The sequence below is a fragment of the Gordonia amarae NBRC 15530 genome (assembly GCF_000241345.1).
In the GTDB taxonomy this organism is placed as follows: Bacteria; Actinomycetota; Actinomycetes; order Mycobacteriales; family Mycobacteriaceae; genus Gordonia; species Gordonia amarae.
The window spans coordinates 75,462-92,654 of sequence record NZ_BAED01000069.1 but is presented as its reverse complement, the minus strand read 5'-3'; the positions used below and the strand labels follow the sequence as shown (position 1 = coordinate 92,654).

Below are 17,193 nucleotides of genomic sequence, written 5' to 3'. Positions count from 1 at the left end.
CGCTAGTCCAGCGGCACGCGGCGCAGCACACCGTCAGCGGCGTCGGCGGCCTCGATCTCGTCGCGGGTGATGCCGAGGATGAACAGCACGGCGTCGAGGAACGGGTGGCTCAGGGCGGCGTCGGCCACCTCCCGCAGCGCCGGTTTGGCGTTGAACGCGATGCCTTGCCCGGCGACGCTGAGCATGTCGATGTCGTTGGCTCCGTCGCCGACGGCCACGGTCTGCGCCATCGGGATACCCACCTGCTCGGCGAACGCCCGCAGCGCGCGGGCCTTGCCCTGCCGGTCGACCACCTCGCCGACCACCCGGCCGGTGAGTTTGCCGTCGGCGCCGATCTCCAGGGTGTTGGCCCGGACGAAGTCGAGTTCGAGCTCGTCCGCGAGGCCGTCGATGACCTGGCGGAATCCGCCCGACACCACGCCGCAGTGGTAGCCGAGGCGGTGCAGCGTGCGGATGGTGGTGCGGGCACCCGGCGTGAGTTCCAGCGACGCGGCCACCTCGTCGATCACCGAGGCGTCCAGACCGGCCAGTGCCGCGACCCGCTGGTTGAGGGATTCGGTGAAGTCGAGTTCGCCGCGCATCGCGGCCTCGGTGACGGCCGCGACCTCGGCCTCCCGGCCCGCCTTGGCGGCCAGCATCTCGATGACCTCGCCCTGGATGAGGGTGGAGTCGACGTCGAAGACGATGAGCCGCTTGGCGCGCCGCGCCAGACCGCCGCGTTCGACGGCGATGTCGATCTCGTGGCCGGAGGCCACCTCGGCGAGGGCCTTGCGCAGCGCGGCGTCGGAGGCGACGTCGTCGCGTCCGGCCACGCTCACCATCAGTTCCAGGCCGGTGAGCGGATAGTCGGCGATGCCGCGGATCGAATCGATGTTGCCGCCCTGGGCCGCCAGTGCGGACGCGACCGCCCGGAAGGCGCGCGCGGTGACCGGACTGCCCAGCAGTACCACCGCATGCGTGGACGGCCGTTTGCCGTCCGAACTGACGCCGACCTCGACGTGCACGTCGATGCCGACCGAATCCATGGCCTGCTCGACCACTTCCTGCACGTCCTGCGGGTCGCCGCTGCACGACACCAGCACCCCGAGGGTGAGCCGGCCGCGGATGACCACCTGCTCCACGTCGAGGAGACTCACCCGCTGGCCTGCCAGCGCCCCCATGAGCGTCGAGGTCACACCGGGCTTGTCGGGCCCGGTGACCGTGATCAGAACCGTTGTCTCATCGGAGGAATTGGCCACGAGAGGCAATCGTAGAGGGCACCGGACCCGAAACGCCAAGCGGCCCTCGCTGAGAGCGAGGGCCGCTTGGGCTGTGCTGTTGCGGGTATGGCGTCAGTGGCCGCCGCCGGGGCCGACGTGGGCCTCCGCCTTCATCCGCTCGATCATGTGCGGATAGTGCAGCTCGAACGCCGGGCGCTCGGAACGGATCCGCGGCAGCTCGGTGAAGTTGTGCCGCGGCGGCGGGCAGCTGGTGGCCCACTCGAGCGAGTTGCCGAAGCCCCACGGGTCGTCGACGGTGACGACCTCGCCGTAGCGGTAGCTGCGGAAGACGTTCCACAGGAACGGCAGGGTCGACAGGCCGAGGATGAACGCACCGACGGTGGAGACGATGTTCAGCTCGGTGAAGCCGTCGGACGGCAGGTAGTCGGCGTAGCGGCGCGGCATGCCCTCGTTACCCAGCCAGTGCTGCACCAGGAACGTGGTGTGGAAGCCGATGAAGGTGAGCCAGAAGTGCCAGCGGCCCAGGCCCTCGTCGAGCATGCGTCCGGTCATCTTGGGGAACCAGAAGTACACGCCGGCGTAGGTGGCGAACACGATGGTGCCGAAGAGCACGTAGTGGAAGTGCGCGACCACGAAGTACGAGTCGGACAGGTGGAAGTCCAGCGGCGGGCTGGCGAGCAGAACACCGGTCAGGCCACCGAAGAGGAAGGTCACGATGAAGCCGACGGAGAAGAGCATCGGCGACTCGAACGTCATGTTGCCCTTCCACATGGTGCCGATCCAGTTGAAGAACTTCACACCGGTCGGGACCGCGATCAGGAAGGTCATGAACGAGAAGAACGGCAGCAGGACGGCGCCGGTGACGTACATGTGGTGCGCCCACACGGCCACCGACAGGGCGGCGATCGACAGGGTCGCATACACCAGGCCGGAGTAGCCGAACAGCGGCTTGCGGGCGAACACCGGGAACACCTCGGACACGATGCCGAAGAACGGCAGGGCGATGACGTACACCTCGGGGTGACCGAAGAACCAGAACAGGTGCTGCCACAGGATGACGCCGCCGTTGGCCGGGTCGTACAGGTGGGCGCCGAACTGGCGGTCGACCTCAAGGCCGAGCAGGGCCGCGGTGAGCAGCGGGAACACCAGCAGGATCAGCACGCTGGTGACCAGGATGTTCCAGGTGAAGATCGGCATGCGGAACATGGTCATACCGGGGGCGCGCAGACACACCACGGTGGTGATCATGTTGACCGCACCGAGGATCGTGCCCAGACCACCGACACCCAGACCCATGATCCACAGGTCGGCGCCGACACCGGGCGAATGCAGGGCGTCGGTCAGCGGGGTGTACGCGGTCCAGCCGAAGTCGGCGGCACCACCAGGGGTGAGGAAGCCGGCGAGGGCGACGATCGCACCGAACAGGAACAGCCAGAAACCCATGGCGTTCAGGCGCGGGAAGGCGACGTCGGGCGAACCGATCTGCAGCGGCAGCACGAAGTTGGCGAAGCCGATCACGATCGGGGTGGCGTACAGCAGCAGCATGACCGTGCCGTGCATGGTGAACAGCTGGTTGAACTGTTCCGTCGACAGGAACTGCATGCCGGGATGCGCGAGCTCGCCGCGCATGAGCAGAGCCATCAGACCACCCACGAGGAAGAACGCGAAGCAGGTGGTGATGTACATCATGCCGATCAGCTTGTGATCGGTGGTGGTGATGAGCTTGTAGAAGAACGAGCCCTTGGGCTGATAGCGCTCCGGGAACGGACGCACTGGTGCCACTTGCGTGGCGGGCTGGTCTACCGCAGTCACAGATCCTCCTCTAGCGCGACCTTTTTTCGTGGGCGACGCACAATCGGCACCCCTAAGTCGGCACGTGACGTACCGAGCGCTTGTAGTGATCCTAAACCCTTCCGGGCGCCCTGACAGAGCGGGTCCTACGAACTGTCGTAATTGACCTCGAATTCGGTACATAGACGCTGGTCAGACCATTTGCGGGACCTTCGCCCCGAGTGTCCGGCGCGGCGTGTGCGCCCATTCCGGGACAGCCGGCGCCGAGCACCACGGACAGCCGCGGGCACCCGCCGATCGGCGTCCCGCGCGACGGGCGCGGGCCGGTTGCCGGTTTCCGAGCCGGACAACTAGGTTGATCGGGTGCGAAGCGGCTCCGGAACACCCCATCCCCGCCCCAGGCTCAGGCGTACGTCGATCGGTGCGGCACTGGCCGCGGCGATGCTGCTCCTGGGTGCGTGCGGCAACGAGGAGGAGGCGCTGACCACCCCGGACGGCTCCCCCGTCTCGACGCCGACCACACGCCTGGCCGAGGTCAACATCGTCGGTTCCGAACGCGACTACACCAAGACGTGCTTCGCACCCACCGCACCTGATGCGGGCACACCAGACGTCCGCCGGATCGTCGTCACCGATCCGCTGCTTCTCGATGACCTCTGCGCGCTGGGGATCGGCTCCAAGGTCACCGCGGTCACCGCGGGCAAGGGTTCGATTCCCCGCTATCTGGGGCCGCAACTGACCTCGGTCCCGACGATCGGCGAGACCCCTGACGCGGCGGCCGTCACCGCGGCAGACCCCGACATCGTGCTGACCACCCCGGCCACGGCCTCGCGAGCCGCCGGGTTCACGGGCGTCCGGACGGTCACCGTCGATCCCACCGCCGATCCCGCGAAGAACTGGGCGGAGCGGTACCGGTCCGTCGCCGGTGCCCTCAACCGGTCCGCGGCCGCGACCGACCTGCTGGCCCGGTTCACCAGGGAGACGGCACGGACCGGCAAACGCAAGGACGCCGCCCACACCGAGGTCTCCCTCGTCCGCTTCTCCGCCGACGGCCAGTCGGTCGAGGGCACCGACTCGTTCGCCGCGCAGGTGCTGGCCACGATCGGCGTACAGCGGCCGGTCACCCAGCGCGAGCCCGGCACCACCGAGCTGACCGACGGCAACCTCACCACCGCCGACGCCGACCTCATCTACGTCAGCTACCGCGACGCCGGTGATGTGACCGGCCCGGACATCAAGAACAGCGGTTCGTTCAAGCACGCGCGGACCGTCCTGGAGAGCGACCGCTGGCTCGACATGGGCGCACCCACGTGGAAGCGGGTACTGGCCGTCGACGACACCGTCTGGTTCTCCACGTCCGGCCTGGCCGCGGCCTGGCTCGTGCTCAACGACGTCAAGGGATCGTTGGACTCCAACTCCTGAGCGCCCGTTACGGGAATCCCTACCGAAAGGTTTTCAATAACTGGTTCGGGTCGCTACCATCGACCACATGATCCACACACTGCCCGACGAGTACCGGGACCTGCTCGAACGTCCGCTCATCGGGATCCTCGCCACGGTGTCGCCCGACGGGCGGCCCAGCCTGCAGCCGATGCGGTTCACCTGGGACGGCGCCCACATCCGGATGAGCCAGACCATCCCGCGCCGCAAGTTCGTGCCACTACAGGCCAACCCCAACTATTCGTTCATCATCACCGACTCCGACAACCCGGCCCGCGTCCTGGAGATCACCGGCTGGCTCGTCACCGTCGGCGGCGACCCCGAGGGCGACTTCTACCGGGAGCTCGGCCGGCGTTACGGCAACCCCGACGAGCCTGTGCCCGCCGACGTCGACGACCGCGTCGTGCTGATCCTCGACGCCCAGCACTTCATCCCCAAGACGGCGCCGACCGCACCGTCGGCCACCCACGCGAGCTGACACCCGGCCCGGTGTCACCGGCGGCCGATAGAGTGTTCGACTATCGCCACCACAGCTGACACGCACCACCCGCTCGGCCTCCACGCCCTCTGGCGTCCGGGGGCCGGTCTGTCGTTGTGGCACGGCGCCGACCGCCCTGATCCTGCGCTGCCCGAACCGATCGCGGCGCTGCTGGCGGGTCGCCGGTTCAGTACGCGGGTGGCGGTCATCGGGGCCGACGGCCGCCGGGACTTCGCCGCGACCGCGACGCTCGGCGTCACCGCGGCGGTGGTGTTCCTCGACGCGACCCGGTCGCTGTCCACGCATCCGGAGCTCGCCTGGTACCGCCACCTGCTCGACGGGGTGCGGCGCCTGGTCGCCGCCGGATGTGTCACTCCGGCCGTCTCCTCCGCGGACGGTGCGGCGCTGGTGCGCTGGCAGCCGGTGACCACTCCGTTGTGGCGGAGCTGGTCCGCGGTGATGTGGGGCGCCGCACCCGACGTGATCGCCGGCAACAACGCGGATCCGCGGGCGGCCGTCGACGACCTGGTCGCCGAACTCACCGACCACCTGTGCCGGGCCCGGCTGACGACGGTCGGGTCGGGTGCGCACCGCTTCGGCTTCATCGACGCACTGCTGCCCGGCGCACCCGGCGATGCGGTGCCGACCAGCCGGGCCGGCGCGGCGTCGGCGGCGTGGCTGGCCTGGCAGAACAGCGCCGGCGGTGACGAGACCTCCGTGGTGTTCCGGCTGCACGAACCCGACGAGTCCGACGAACTCCCCGGCCCCGGGGCCGGGTCGCTGTGGCGTTTCCAGGTGTGTCTGCGGAGTGTCGAGGGAGATCTGGAACCGGTGGTGCCACACCGTCTCGATCCGGCCGACCTCGACCGCGTCACCACCGACCTCGCCAACGCCGTCACCGCGTTCGGGCCGCTACGCCAGGCGCTACCGGACCGCACCACCCTGGACTACCTGCTCACCACCGACACCGTCGCCGAACTTTTCGCGGACGGCGTGTCCGCTCTGGGGCAGGCGGGTTTCGCGGTGCTGTTGCCGCGGACCATCGCCGACGTCCGGCCCGCGTTGTCGCTCACCGGCCGGCCGGTGGTGGGCAGCCCCCGCCGCAATGCGATGGTCGGGCTCGGCGCGGTGCGGGACTTCCAATGGCGGCTGGCGCTGGGCACCGGCGGCGACGCGGTCACCCTGACCGACGCCGATATCGACGAGTTGGCCAGGCAGAAAGGCGATCTGGTCAGGGTACGCGGCATCTGGATGCGGGCCGACGGTGCCGCACTCACCCGGGCGGCGGGTTTCATCGCCGCCCAGCGTGTCGCCGCCGCGGCCGGTACCGCACCCGATATGGGTGAGTTGCTCGATCTGGTGACCGGCGACGAGGAACGTACCGGCGTCCCGGTCACCGCGGTGTCGGGCATGTCGTGGCTCGATGACATCGCCGACGCCGGTTCGCTTCGCCCACCGGCACTTCCGAACGCCGAACTGGCTGATGCCTCGCTGCGCCCCTACCAGCAGCGTGGTTTCGAATGGCTGACCCACCTCGCCGGGCTCGGGGTCGGTGCGGTGCTGGCCGACGACATGGGCCTGGGCAAGACCGTCCAGGTGATCGCGGTCCTCGCCGACGAACACCGGCGACACCCCGGTGACGCGGAAGCATTGCCGACGCTGGTGGTCTGCCCCATGTCGGTCATCGGCAACTGGCAACGCGAAATCGCCCGCTTCGCACCCGAACTCACCGTCACGATGCACCACGGCCAACAACGTCCGGCGGGCAGTCGATTCACCGAGCACCACCGCGACACCGACGTGGTGATCACCACCTTTGCCACCGCCACCCGCGACCGCGCACTGCTCGCCGGACACTCATGGCGGCGCATCGTCGTCGACGAGGCACAGCACGTCAAGAACGTGAACACCGCGGCCGCCAAGGCGATCCGCACCATCCCCACCGAACACCGGATCGCGCTCACCGGCACCCCGGTGGAGAACCGGCTCGAAGATCTGCGCGCGATCATCGATTTCGTGAATCCGGGACTGCTCGGGTCGGCGTCGGTGTTCCGCGCCCGGTTCGCCGAACCGATCGAACGCGACCGTGATCCGGCGGCGCTGCGGCACCTGACCAGACTGACCCGGCCGTTCATCCTGCGCCGCGAAAAGACCGACCCGGCAATTATTTCCGACCTCCCTGCCAAGGACGAGCTGACGGTGCGGGCCAATCTGACCGTCGAGCAGGCCGCGCTGTACCGGGCCGTGGTCGATGAATTGATGGAGGCGCTCAAGGACAAGGAGCAGCGGGTGCTGCGCAGGCGCACCGTGCTGGCCGCGCTGACCCGGCTCAAACAGATCTGTAATCACCCTGCCCACTACCTGGGCGACGGCTCCCCCATCACCCGGCGGAGCGGGCACCGCTCCGGCAAGGTCGAACTGCTCGCCGATATCGCGACAACCCTTGTCGACGAGGGCGATCGGGCGCTGGTGTTCACCCAGTTCGCGACGTTCGGCGAGATGCTGGCGGGCTGGCTGGGCGGGCTGCTCAGCACCGACGTCCCGCTCCTGCACGGCGGCGTGTCACGCACCGACCGCGACGCGATGGTGACGCGTTTCCAGTCCGACGACGGCCCGCCGGTCCTGGTGGCCACCTTGAAGGCCGGCGGCACCGGTCTCAACCTGACCGCCGCCAATCATGTGATCCACGTGGACCGCTGGTGGAATCCGGCCGTCGAGGACCAGGCCACCGACCGCGCCTTCCGCATCGGGCAACAACGCGATGTGCACGTCCGGCGGTTCGTGTGCGTGGGCACCCTGGAGGAGCGGATCGACGACATGATCCACAGCAAACGCGAACTGTCCGCGCTCACCGTGTCGACCGGGGAAAGCTGGCTCGGGGACTTCGGCAATGACGAACTGTACGAACTGTTCGCGCTGCGCGACGAGGCGGTGGGCGAATGAGCCCGCGCGGCGGCAGCCGGAAGGCGACCCGCGGCTACGGGGTGACCCCGTGGTCGCGGGCGCTGTGCGACGTGGTGGAGGGCCGCGTCACCGGACCGGTGGATTCCCGGCGTATCACCAAGGCCCGCAGCTACTTCCGCGATCGGAACGTCAGGCAGCTCTCGATCGGCAGCGGCCGGGTCACCGCCCTGGTCGACGGCAGTCAGCTCGAACCGTTTGAAGTCACCCTCACCGTCCGACCCGTCCACGCACCCACGGTCACATCGCTGCTGCGCTCACAGAACGCCGTCGACGACCTGCTCGCCCTGACGCGAGGAACCCAGCCGAAGGCCCTCGGCGAACTCGTCCTGCCGACCGAGGCCGCCGACATCGCATCCTCGTGCACCTGCCCCGACGAGACGGTCCGCTGTATCCACGTCCTCGCCGTCACCTACGAGGTTGCCGCCGAGATCGACAAACACGCCACCACCCTGCTCACCGTCATGGGTACCGACCTCCCGGAACTGCTGTCAGCAGTCGAATCCCTCAGTATCGGATCCCTCAGCGTCGAATCCCTCAGCGGCAGCGCATCGGCCGAGGAGACCGGCATGCCGTCCGCTCCTCTGGCTCCGTCCGCCGCGCCGGCACTGCCGCCGCTGCCGAATCCACCACGGATGAACCCGATCCTGGACCTGGACATCAAGACCCTGCACGCCGCACTGCGTGCCTCCGGCATCCCCGCCGGCGACGTCGGCGAGGCCGTCGACCAGCTCGCCGAACTCTACGACGTCCTCCTCGAGTGAGAATGTCCGCAACCACTCGCGAAAGTGGTTGCGGACATTGCTATCTCACCTCATCCTGACGGTCAGGCCGATTCGACCTCCGGATCGACATTGTTGGTGGTGATGATCTCCTTCGCGACCACCGCCTCCGACTTCGCCCCGCCTCGCCCGTTGACCAGGCCGGTGACGTCGATCCCCGAGTCCTCGAGGGTCGAGATGACCCCGGCGATCGTCTGCGGCGAGATCCCGAGCAGACCGCTGAGCGAGGACTTGGCCTCCGACGATCCGCCGATGATCGAGATCTTGTCGATGTTGCCGAGTTGCTCGGCAGACTTGCCGGTGGCGTCGACGAGCGCCTTGAGCACCGCGGGCAGGATCTCCATCCGGACCGCCTGCTCGCTGAAGGCGTTGAGCGAGTCGGCGATCTGCCGCTTACCGGTGGCCTCGGCCTCCAGCTTCGCCTTCAGACCGTCTGCCTCGGCCTGCTGCTCGGCGCGCAGGGCTTCGGCGGCGAGCTTACGGGCGTCGGCCTCGGCGGTGCGGTTGGCAAGCATGCCGTCGGCCTGCGCCTGTGCCTCCGACCGTTGGGCATCGGCGGCGAGCTTACGGGCATCGGCACTGGCCGAACCCGCCTGCCGGGCGGCTTCGGCCTCGGCCTGCGCACGCAGGATGGCGGCCTGACGCTCACCTTCGGCACGCGCCACCGCTGCCTGCCGTTCGGCCTCGGCGGGCGCGATCACGTCCGCTTCCAGCGAGGCCTGCGACTGCAGGGTTCGTTTGCGCTCCACCTCGGTGCGGGCCTCGACGCGGGCGGCCTCGGCCTCTTCCCTGGCGATGCCGACGGCCTTCGCGGACCGGGCCTGCGCGAGCGGTCCGGCCTGGTCGGCTTCGGCGTTCTCGGCTTCGGTCTGTGCCCGCAGCCGGGCCAGTTCGACATCCCGACGCTGATTGGCGGTCGCGATGGCGGTGTCGGCCTCGGCCTGTGCCGTCGAACCCTCCTGGCGTGCTTTGGCGGAGAAGATCTGCGAGTCACGTTCGGCTTCGGCGGTACCGACGGCGGCATCGCGCTTCACCTCGGCGATACGCCGCTGACCCAGCGATTCGAGGTAGCCGTTGCGGTCGGAGATGCCGGCGATCTTGAGGACGTCGACCTCCATGCCGATGCGGGCCAGGTCGCCACCGGCTTCCTCGACGACGCTGCGGGCCAGGGTGTCGCGGTTGGAGTTGAGGTCCTCGACTGTCATCGTCGCGGTGATGCCGCGGAGGCTGCCGGCGAGGATCTCGTTGATCTGGCGCTGCAGTTCGTTGCTGTCGGAGGTGAGGAATCGCTGCACGGCGGTCTGCACCGCCTCGTCCGCGGACCCGATCCGCACCAGACCCACGGCCTCGACGTTGACCGGAACACCGTTGTTGGACAATGCGTTCTGCAGGTTGATGTTCACGTTGAACGGTTCGAGCGACATGACGTCGACACGTTCGATGCCCGGAATCCGGAAGCGGGCACCGCCCCGGACCACCTTGGGCGCGCCACGGCCGGTGAACACCGCGACCTCGTTGGGTGGGACTTTGATGTAGTTCCGGACGTAGATCACCGGAATGAGAATGAACACCACGATCGCTACGACGGCGATCACTGCGATGATCGTAATCATATGCACCCCGTTTCCCTCTGTGTTGTGTTGTCAGGTCTTGTTGCCGCGCCGGGACGTGCGTCAGTCCAGCGCCGGAATCGCCACCACCCGAACGTATTCAGCGTCGAGGTCGCAGATGTATACCTGCGTCCCCGCGGCCAGGGTGGACGGTTCCTCACTTCGCGCCTTGAGCCGGACCCGCGCACCGTCGGGATCGACGATGGTGATCTCACCCCATCCGTCGGGGGCGATCGGGAGTTCGACGCGGCCGGTCATACCCAGGTACGACGCCCGCCCGAAGTGTGAATTCGATTGTTGCCGAAGCATGTACGGAAGCAGCAGGCCGCGGAAGATGCCGACGAGCACAACCGCGGCGCCCGCGCCGACGCCGATCGAGACGCCCGTAGGCAGGCCGACGAAGTCGGCGCCGAGTCCACCGGCTCCGAATCCGAACAGTCCGATCGCCAGCGTGGTCAGGCTCATGAACGGCAGGCCACCGTCGTCGCCGATCTCCCCGATTTCGCCGATCTCCCCGGCGAACAGCGCGGCAAGAAGGGCGAGCAGACCGACTGCGAATATCACTCCGAATACGACCGTCACCCATTGCCCCTTCCGTGTGTCCGCATCGTGACCCCCGCACGATAAGCGGAATGCGCCTCGCCCTGCACGCTTCGCGTAGCTCAAATAGTCGACGCGGCACCCTTGTGACCAGGCGAGTATTACTTAATAATACACAATGTGAGAGGAGAATGCTATGGCCCGGAACACATCCATCACACTGGGTGACCACTACAACACCTTCGTCCACGACCTCGTGGAGTCCGGCCGCTACGGCTCGGCCAGCGACGTCATCCGCGCCGGCCTACGGCTGCTGGAGGAGCACGAACAGCGGATGGCGGCCCTCGTGAGGGCAGCCGAAGACCAATCGGCCAACCCTGAGTCGTAGCGGCGACTACGCTTGCGGTCATGCCCGACATGAAGGCCGTCAAAAGGGCGCTGGTGCATCCCATGCAGCGGCGCCTGATCAATCCGCTGGGTCGCAAAGTGTCGCCGACGCTGCTGGAGACAACCGGCCGTAAGTCCGGACAGCCGCGCGTCACGGCTGTCGGCGGCAGGATGATCGACGGCGCGTTCTGGCTGGTGTCCGAGCACGGCGAGCATTCCGACTACGTCAAGAACATCAAGGCCGATCCCGCGGTCCGGGTGCGCCTGAAAGGCACCTGGCACACCGGCATCGCCCAGCTGCTACCCGACGACGACCCCCGCGCACGCCTCCAGCAACTCCCCGGCGGCAACAGCGCCGTGGTCCGGCTCGTCGGCACCGATCTCCTCAGCATCCGCATCGACCTGACCTGATGTCGCGCGTAGCAAACTGCGTCCCGCGTAGTGGATATTGCGATATCCAGTACGCAGGACGCAGTTTCAGACGCGGGAACGATGCGGGTTAGAAGTCCCAGTCTTCGTCTTCGGTGTTGACGGCCTTGCCGATGACGTAGGAGCTGCCCGAACCGGAGAAGAAGTCGTGGTTCTCGTCGGCGTTGGGTGACAGGGCCGACAGGATCGCCGGGTTCACGTCGGTCTCGTCCTTCGGGAACATCGCCTCGTAGCCGAGGTTCATCAGCGCCTTGTTGGCGTTGTAGCGCAGGAACTTCTTGACATCCTCGGTCAGGCCGACATCGTCGTACAGCGCCTCGGTGTAGTCGGATTCGTTGTCGTACAGCTCGAAGAGCAACTCGAAGGTGTAGTCCTTGAGTTCCTGCCGGCGCTCGGCGGTCTGGGTTTCCAGGCCGCGCTGGTACTTGTAGCCGATGTAGTAGCCGTGCACGGCCTCGTCACGGATGATGAGGCGGATGACGTCGGCGGTGTTGGTGAGCTTGGCCCGGCTCGACCAGTACATCGGCAGGTAGAAGCCGGAGTAGAACAGGAACGACTCGAGCAGTGTCGAGGCCACCTTGCGCTTGAGCGGATCGTCGCCACGGTAGTAGTCCATGACGATACGAGCCTTGCGCTGCAGGTGCTCGTTCTCCTCCGACCAGCGGAACGCCTCGTCGATCTCCTTGGTGGAGCACAACGTTGAGAAGATCGAGCTGTAGCTCTTGGCGTGCACCGACTCCATGAACGCGATGTTGGTGAGCACCGCCTCCTCGTGCGGGGTCACCGCATCGGGGATCAGCGACACGGCGCCGACGGTGCCCTGGATGGTGTCGAGCAGCGTCAGACCGGTGAACACCCGCATCGTGAGCTGCTTCTCGTACTCGGTGAGCGTGTGCCACGACGGGATGTCATTGGACACCGGCACCTTTTCCGGCAGCCAGAAGTTGCCGGTGAGCCGGTCCCAGACCTCGGCGTCCTTCTCGTCGGGAACACGGTTCCAGTTGATCGCCGATACCCGGCTCACCAGTTTGATGGGTGCGCCGTCGGCGGGGCTGTGACTCTCGGTGGTGGTCATCGGATTCTCCTGAGATAAGCGGGCCTGATGGATGAATTCCGTTGTCCCGTCACAACATGCAGCTGACGCAACCCTCCACCTCCGTTCCCTCGATGGCGAGCTGGCGCAGGCGGATGTAGTAGAGCGTCTTGATTCCCTTGCGCCAGGCGTAGATCTGCGCCTTGTTGACGTCGCGGGTGGTGGCGGTGTCCTTGAAGAACAGGGTCAGGCTCAGACCCTGGTCGACGTGCTGCGTGGCTGCGGCATAGGTGTCGATGATCTTCTCGTAGCCGATCTCGTACGCGTCCTGGTAGTACTCCAGGTTGTCGTTGGTCATGTACGGCGCCGGGTAGTACACACGGCCGATCTTGCCCTCTTTGCGGATCTCGATCTTGGCCGCCACGGGGTGGATCGAACTGGTCGAGTGGTTGATGTAGCTGATCGACCCGGTGGGCGGCACCGCCTGCAGGTTCTGGTTGTAGATGCCGTCACGCTGCACGTCGGCCTTGAGCTCGCGCCAGTCGTCCTGGTTGGGGATGTGAATACCGGCCTGCCCGAACAGATCCCGGACCTTCTGAGTCTGCGGTTCCCACGACTTGTTCACATACTTGTCGAAGAACTCCCCCGAGGCGTAGGCCGACTTCTCGAACCCACCGAACGCCCGGCCGCGTTCCCGGGCGATCTTGTTGGACGCCCGCAGCGCGTGATACAGCACCGTATAGAAGTAGATGTCCGTGAAATCGACACCCTCTTCGCTGCCATAGAACACCCGCTCACGCGCCAGGTAGCCGTGCAGATTCATCTGACCGAGGCCGATGGCGTGAGACTCGTTGTTGCCCTTCTCGATCGACGGCACCGAGGTGATCGCGGTCTGATCACTCACCGCAGTCAGACCACGGATCGAGGTCTCGATGGTCTGCCCGAAATCGGGCGAATCCATCGTCTTGGCGATGTTGAGCGAACCCAGGTTGCACGAGATGTCCTTGCCCACTTCGGCGTACGAGAGATCGTCGTTGTACGTCGACGGGGTGGACACCTGCAGGATCTCCGAGCACAGGTTGGAGTGGGTGATCTTGCCGTCGATCGGGTTGGCCCGGTTCACCGTGTCCTCGAACATGATGTACGGGTAGCCCGACTCGAACTGCAGCTCGGCGAGGGTCTGGAAGAATTCGCGGGCCTTGATCTTGGTCTTGCGAATCCGCTTGTCGTTCACCATCTCGTGGTATTTGTCGGTCACGTTCACGTCGGCGAACGGCACCCCGTAGACGCGTTCGACGTCGTACGGGCTGAACAGGTACATGTCGTCATTGGCCTTGGCCAACTCGAAGGTGATGTCGGGGATCACCACACCCAGCGACAGCGTCTTGATGCGGATCTTCTCGTCGGCGTTCTCCCGCTTGGTGTCGAGGAAGCGGTAGATGTCCGGGTGGTGGGCATGCAGGTACACCGCACCCGCACCCTGCCGGGCGCCGAGCTGGTTGGCGTAGGAGAACGAATCCTCCAGCAGCTTCATGATCGGAATGACACCCGAGGACTGGTTCTCGATCTTCTTGATCGGCGCGCCGTGCTCCCGCACATTGCTCAGCAGCAGCGCCACACCGCCGCCGCGCTTGGACAGCTGCAGCGCCGAGTTGATGGACCGCCCAATCGATTCCATGTTGTCCTCGATGCGCAGCAGGAAGCAACTCACCGGCTCACCGCGCTGCTTCTTGCCCGAGTTGAGGAACGTGGGCGTGGCCGGCTGGAACCTGCCCTCGATGATCTCGTCGACGAGGTTGCGGGCGAGCACGGTGTCGCCGGCGGCCAGCGTCAGCGCCACCATGCAGACGCGGTCCTCGAAACGCTCCAGGTAACGCTTGCCGTCGAACGTCTTGAGCGTGTAGCTGGTGTAGTACTTGAACGCGCCCAGGAATGTCGGGAAGCGGAACTTCTTGGCGTAGGCCTGCTTGAACAGGTCCTTGACGAATTCCTTGTCGTACTGCTCGAGTACCTCGGGCTCGTAATAGTTCTCCTCCACGAGATAGTCGAGCTTCTCATCGAGATCGTGGAAGAACACCGTGTTCTGGTTGACGTGCTGCAGGAAGTACTGCCGCGCCGCCTCCCGGTCCCGGTCGAACTGGATGTTGCCGTCCCTGTCGTACAGGTTGAGCATCGCGTTGAGGGCGTGATAGTCGAGCTCGCCCGGCTCGTGCCCGGACGGGCCGGCGTGCACACCGGACTGGCTGGCCGACGTGACGTTGTCGGTGACGGATGCGGTTGGCGACACGGTTACTCCTGGTGACACGACGGATACGTCTGGGACGAAATTCAGGGGCGGACTGGAAACAGGCTGGTGTTCAGGACAATCGGTAGGCGGGCGGGGTCAGGCCGGTGCGTGCTGCGCGTCTATTCCGGCGGCGAACTCCGCCAGTCCGGCACGGACCCGGTCGACATCGTCGGCGGTGCCCATCAGTTCGAATCGATACAGGTACGGTACACCGCATTTGCGTGAGATCACGTCACCGGCGAGGCAGAATTCCTCACCGAAGTTGGTGTTTCCCGCCGCGATCACACCGCGCAGCAACGACCGGTTGCGCTCGTCGTTCAGGAAGCGGATCACCTGCTTGGGCACATAGCCGCCACCCGTCGCGGACGACACCTTGCCGCCGCCGTAGGTGGGGCTGATGAGCACATACGGCTCATCGACGGTGATCGCTGCGTGCCGGTCGTTGACCGGGATGCGGATCGCACGCGTGTCGAGCTTGGTGACGAAGCGGTGGGTGTTCTCCGATACCGACGAGAAGTACACGATGAGCGGCATCTCGTGGCTGGGCATCTCTGCACCTTCCAACTGAGGTTCTGGCCAACTGAGGTTCTGGCCAACTGGGGTTTCTGGCCAACTGGGGTTCTGGCCAACTGGGGTTCTGGGCCACCTCAAGATTCCGGACGATGGGCGTGCCGGGACGCCGCACCCCACGCGGGGCGGACCTTCATGGATTCCGGCTGCCGGTTCCTGATGAACCAGGCCCGGGAGAATTCGACTTCCCCATCGCATTCTTCCCATCGGCCCGGCGCATCCCCCGGCCTACCCTGCTGAGCCCTGGACCACCAACCTTTTCCGGTGGCGGAGATCAGGCGGCGTTGGTGGCGAGTGCCTTGATGCGATCGGGACGGAATCCCGACCAGTGCTCGTCACCGGACACGACGACGGGTGCCTGGAGGTAACCGAGCGCCATGACGTAGTCACGGGCGGCGTCGTCCTTGCTGATGTCGACGATCTCGTACGACAGACCGGCCTTGTCGAGGGCCTTGTAGGTTGCGTTGCACTGCACACATGCCGGCTTGGTGTAGACGGTGATAGCCATCGAATCTCCCTCATGATCTGACTGCTCTGCTGTCTCTGACGGTGCTCTGCATACGTCTCGGACGGTGCTTCGAGGCTGCCCACACGGAGCCCCTCCCCAGCGTGAAGTCCGCGGCCTACGAGGCCGTGAAGCCCCATACGCGACGTCAAACCTCATGCGTGTGATCAGCGATCTTCCGAACGCTTGCCATTCCGCCCCGCCGGTTCCACAAACACTACACCTAGTGGGTGGGGTTTGCCCACACCACTAGACCTTGGGAATCACATTGGTGAAAGTCGCAGGTAGAAGCGGTACGCGATCCTAAATTCCCAGGTCATCCGGAGTGTCGCGGCGGACGCCCGGCCGCCCGCGCCGGACTCGCGGCCCCGAAACACCCCTACAGACGACAGCGCACACAGACAACAGCGCACACAGACGACAAGGGCCGCGTTCGATCGTCGATCACGACGACGGAACGCGGCCATGCCACCAGACGGTCATCGGGCGACTCGTCCGAATGCGAGGGCGGGCGCCTAGACGGCGGCGACCACCTCGTCGGCGAGGCGGCTCACCGCACCCACGACCTGCTCGACGACCTCGGGGGCCGACACGCCCTGCTCACCGAGCTTGGACGAGTTGATGCCGACCTCGACCTCTTCGACGACCTGGCCACCGGCGATGCCGACGGACTTGCGGGTCTCGGTGCGCGACCAGGTGCCCGCGTACTGACCGAGGGCGGCGCCGATCACGCCGACCGGCTTGCCCTTGATGGCACCGGTCCCGTACGGGCGTGAGAGCCAGTCGATCGCGTTCTTCAGCGCGGCCGGGATGCTGCCGTTGTGCTCGGGGGTCACGATGAGCACCGCGTCGGCGTCGGCCACAGCGGTCCGCAGCCCGGCGACCTTGGCGTGGACCTCACCGGCGGCCGGGTTCACCGACGGGTCGGTGTCCTCGTTGTAGAACGGCAGCGCGCCGAGATCGGCGATCACGCTCACCTCGACACCCTCGGGCGCGTTGTCGGCGGCCACATGGGCGAGTTGCCGGTTGACCGACGCCTCGCGCAGGCTGCCGACGAGTGCGACTACCTTGGCGGGCCGTGCCGAACCGGTTCCGTTCGTTTCCTGCGACATGATGGTGTCCCTTCCTGAAGTACTTCGCCACTTGAAGAATCTCAACCG

Annotated in this window: 15 protein-coding genes; 6 read left to right on the top strand and 9 right to left on the bottom strand. The window is 66.4% G+C overall.

The window, feature by feature from the left end; translation table 11 throughout:
* Positions 1–2 precede the first annotated feature (2 nt).
* Both serB and ctaD read right to left on the bottom strand, forming a co-directional pair.
* The gene (serB, locus tag GOAMR_RS20535) at positions 3–1,238 is read right to left on the bottom strand and encodes a phosphoserine phosphatase SerB (RefSeq protein WP_005192500.1); all 1,236 of its coding nucleotides are present in this window, start codon (positions 1,236–1,238) and stop codon (positions 3–5) included.
* A 93-nt stretch (positions 1,239–1,331) separates the two neighbouring features.
* The gene (gene ctaD / locus GOAMR_RS20530; RefSeq protein ID WP_040515943.1) at positions 1,332–3,032 is read right to left on the bottom strand and encodes an aa3-type cytochrome oxidase subunit I; all 1,701 of its coding nucleotides are present in this window, start codon (positions 3,030–3,032) and stop codon (positions 1,332–1,334) included.
* A gap of 342 nt (positions 3,033–3,374) precedes the next feature.
* On the opposite strand from ctaD, the gene GOAMR_RS20525 reads away from it, so the two are divergent.
* The 4 genes from GOAMR_RS20525 (at position 3,375) to GOAMR_RS20510 (ending at position 8,654) form a co-directional block, all read left to right on the top strand.
* A complete protein-coding gene (locus GOAMR_RS20525) occupies positions 3,375–4,433 on the top strand; it encodes an ABC transporter substrate-binding protein (RefSeq protein WP_373278789.1) in 1,059 nt (352 codons plus the stop codon).
* Positions 4,434–4,500: 67 nt separating this feature from the next.
* Positions 4,501–4,929 carry a pyridoxamine 5'-phosphate oxidase family protein gene (locus GOAMR_RS20520; RefSeq protein WP_005192478.1) on the top strand — a complete coding sequence of 143 codons (429 nt, stop codon included), beginning with the start codon at positions 4,501–4,503 and terminating at the stop codon, positions 4,927–4,929.
* 114 nt (positions 4,930–5,043) lie between these two features.
* Entirely contained in the window at positions 5,044–7,872 is a 2,829-nt protein-coding gene (locus GOAMR_RS20515; protein ID WP_005192477.1) for a DEAD/DEAH box helicase, read from the top strand.
* Positions 7,869–8,654, top strand: coding sequence for an SWIM zinc finger family protein (locus GOAMR_RS20510; protein WP_005192476.1), 786 nt, complete (start codon positions 7,869–7,871; stop codon positions 8,652–8,654). The genes GOAMR_RS20515 and GOAMR_RS20510 overlap by 4 nt, the downstream gene beginning before the upstream one ends.
* 62 nt (positions 8,655–8,716) lie before the next feature.
* Here GOAMR_RS20510 and GOAMR_RS20505 read toward each other — a convergent pair whose 3' ends face one another.
* Together GOAMR_RS20505 and GOAMR_RS20500 are read right to left on the bottom strand one after the other, a co-directional pair.
* Positions 8,717–10,291, bottom strand: coding sequence for a flotillin family protein (locus GOAMR_RS20505; protein ID WP_005192475.1), 1,575 nt, complete (start codon positions 10,289–10,291; stop codon positions 8,717–8,719).
* 54 nt (positions 10,292–10,345) lie between these two features.
* Positions 10,346–10,864 carry an NfeD family protein gene (locus tag GOAMR_RS20500; protein ID WP_005192474.1) on the bottom strand — a complete coding sequence of 173 codons (519 nt, stop codon included), beginning with the start codon at positions 10,862–10,864 and terminating at the stop codon, positions 10,346–10,348.
* A 154-nt stretch (positions 10,865–11,018) separates the two neighbouring features.
* Between GOAMR_RS20500 and GOAMR_RS20495 the strand changes: the two genes are divergently transcribed.
* Together GOAMR_RS20495 and GOAMR_RS20490 are read left to right on the top strand one after the other, a co-directional pair.
* Positions 11,019–11,210 (top strand): type II toxin-antitoxin system ParD family antitoxin, encoded by a 192-nt coding sequence (locus GOAMR_RS20495; protein ID WP_005192473.1) that lies wholly within the window; start codon positions 11,019–11,021, stop codon positions 11,208–11,210.
* A gap of 20 nt (positions 11,211–11,230) precedes the next feature.
* Positions 11,231–11,620, top strand: coding sequence for a nitroreductase/quinone reductase family protein (locus GOAMR_RS20490; RefSeq protein ID WP_005192472.1), 390 nt, complete (start codon positions 11,231–11,233; stop codon positions 11,618–11,620).
* An 88-nt stretch (positions 11,621–11,708) separates the two neighbouring features.
* Here GOAMR_RS20490 and nrdF read toward each other — a convergent pair whose 3' ends face one another.
* The 5 genes from nrdF to GOAMR_RS20465 all read right to left on the bottom strand — a co-directional run bounded on the left by nrdF (position 11,709) and on the right by GOAMR_RS20465 (position 17,145).
* Positions 11,709–12,713, bottom strand: coding sequence for a class 1b ribonucleoside-diphosphate reductase subunit beta (gene nrdF, locus GOAMR_RS20485; protein ID WP_005192471.1), 1,005 nt, complete (start codon positions 12,711–12,713; stop codon positions 11,709–11,711).
* 49 nt (positions 12,714–12,762) lie between these two features.
* The gene (gene nrdE, locus GOAMR_RS20480) at positions 12,763–14,958 is read right to left on the bottom strand and encodes a class 1b ribonucleoside-diphosphate reductase subunit alpha (protein WP_005192470.1); all 2,196 of its coding nucleotides are present in this window, start codon (positions 14,956–14,958) and stop codon (positions 12,763–12,765) included.
* A 96-nt stretch (positions 14,959–15,054) separates the two neighbouring features.
* Positions 15,055–15,507: a class Ib ribonucleoside-diphosphate reductase assembly flavoprotein NrdI gene (gene nrdI / locus GOAMR_RS20475; protein ID WP_005192469.1), complete on the bottom strand. Its 453-nt coding sequence runs from the start codon at positions 15,505–15,507 to the stop codon at positions 15,055–15,057.
* A 295-nt stretch (positions 15,508–15,802) separates the two neighbouring features.
* Positions 15,803–16,036: a glutaredoxin-like protein NrdH gene (gene nrdH, locus GOAMR_RS20470; protein WP_005192468.1), complete on the bottom strand. Its 234-nt coding sequence runs from the start codon at positions 16,034–16,036 to the stop codon at positions 15,803–15,805.
* Positions 16,037–16,548: 512 nt separating this feature from the next.
* The gene (locus tag GOAMR_RS20465) at positions 16,549–17,145 is read right to left on the bottom strand and encodes an NADPH-dependent FMN reductase (RefSeq protein ID WP_005192467.1); all 597 of its coding nucleotides are present in this window, start codon (positions 17,143–17,145) and stop codon (positions 16,549–16,551) included.
* Between the last annotated feature and the right edge of the window lie 48 nt (positions 17,146–17,193).

Coding starts and splice junctions, on each gene's coding strand:
- GOAMR_RS20495 (WP_005192473.1), top strand. CDS start 11,019: ATGGCCCGGAACACATCCATCACACTGGGTGACCACTACAACACCTTC.
- GOAMR_RS20490 (WP_005192472.1), top strand. CDS start 11,231: ATGCCCGACATGAAGGCCGTCAAAAGGGCGCTGGTGCATCCCATGCAG.
- GOAMR_RS20465 (WP_005192467.1), bottom strand. CDS start 17,145: ATGTCGCAGGAAACGAACGGAACCGGTTCGGCACGGCCCGCCAAGGTA.
- GOAMR_RS20520 (WP_005192478.1), top strand. CDS start 4,501: ATGATCCACACACTGCCCGACGAGTACCGGGACCTGCTCGAACGTCCG.
- GOAMR_RS20510 (WP_005192476.1), top strand. CDS start 7,869: ATGAGCCCGCGCGGCGGCAGCCGGAAGGCGACCCGCGGCTACGGGGTG.
- nrdH (WP_005192468.1), bottom strand. CDS start 16,036: ATGGCTATCACCGTCTACACCAAGCCGGCATGTGTGCAGTGCAACGCA.
- nrdF (WP_005192471.1), bottom strand. CDS start 12,713: ATGACCACCACCGAGAGTCACAGCCCCGCCGACGGCGCACCCATCAAA.
- nrdI (WP_005192469.1), bottom strand. CDS start 15,507: ATGCCCAGCCACGAGATGCCGCTCATCGTGTACTTCTCGTCGGTATCG.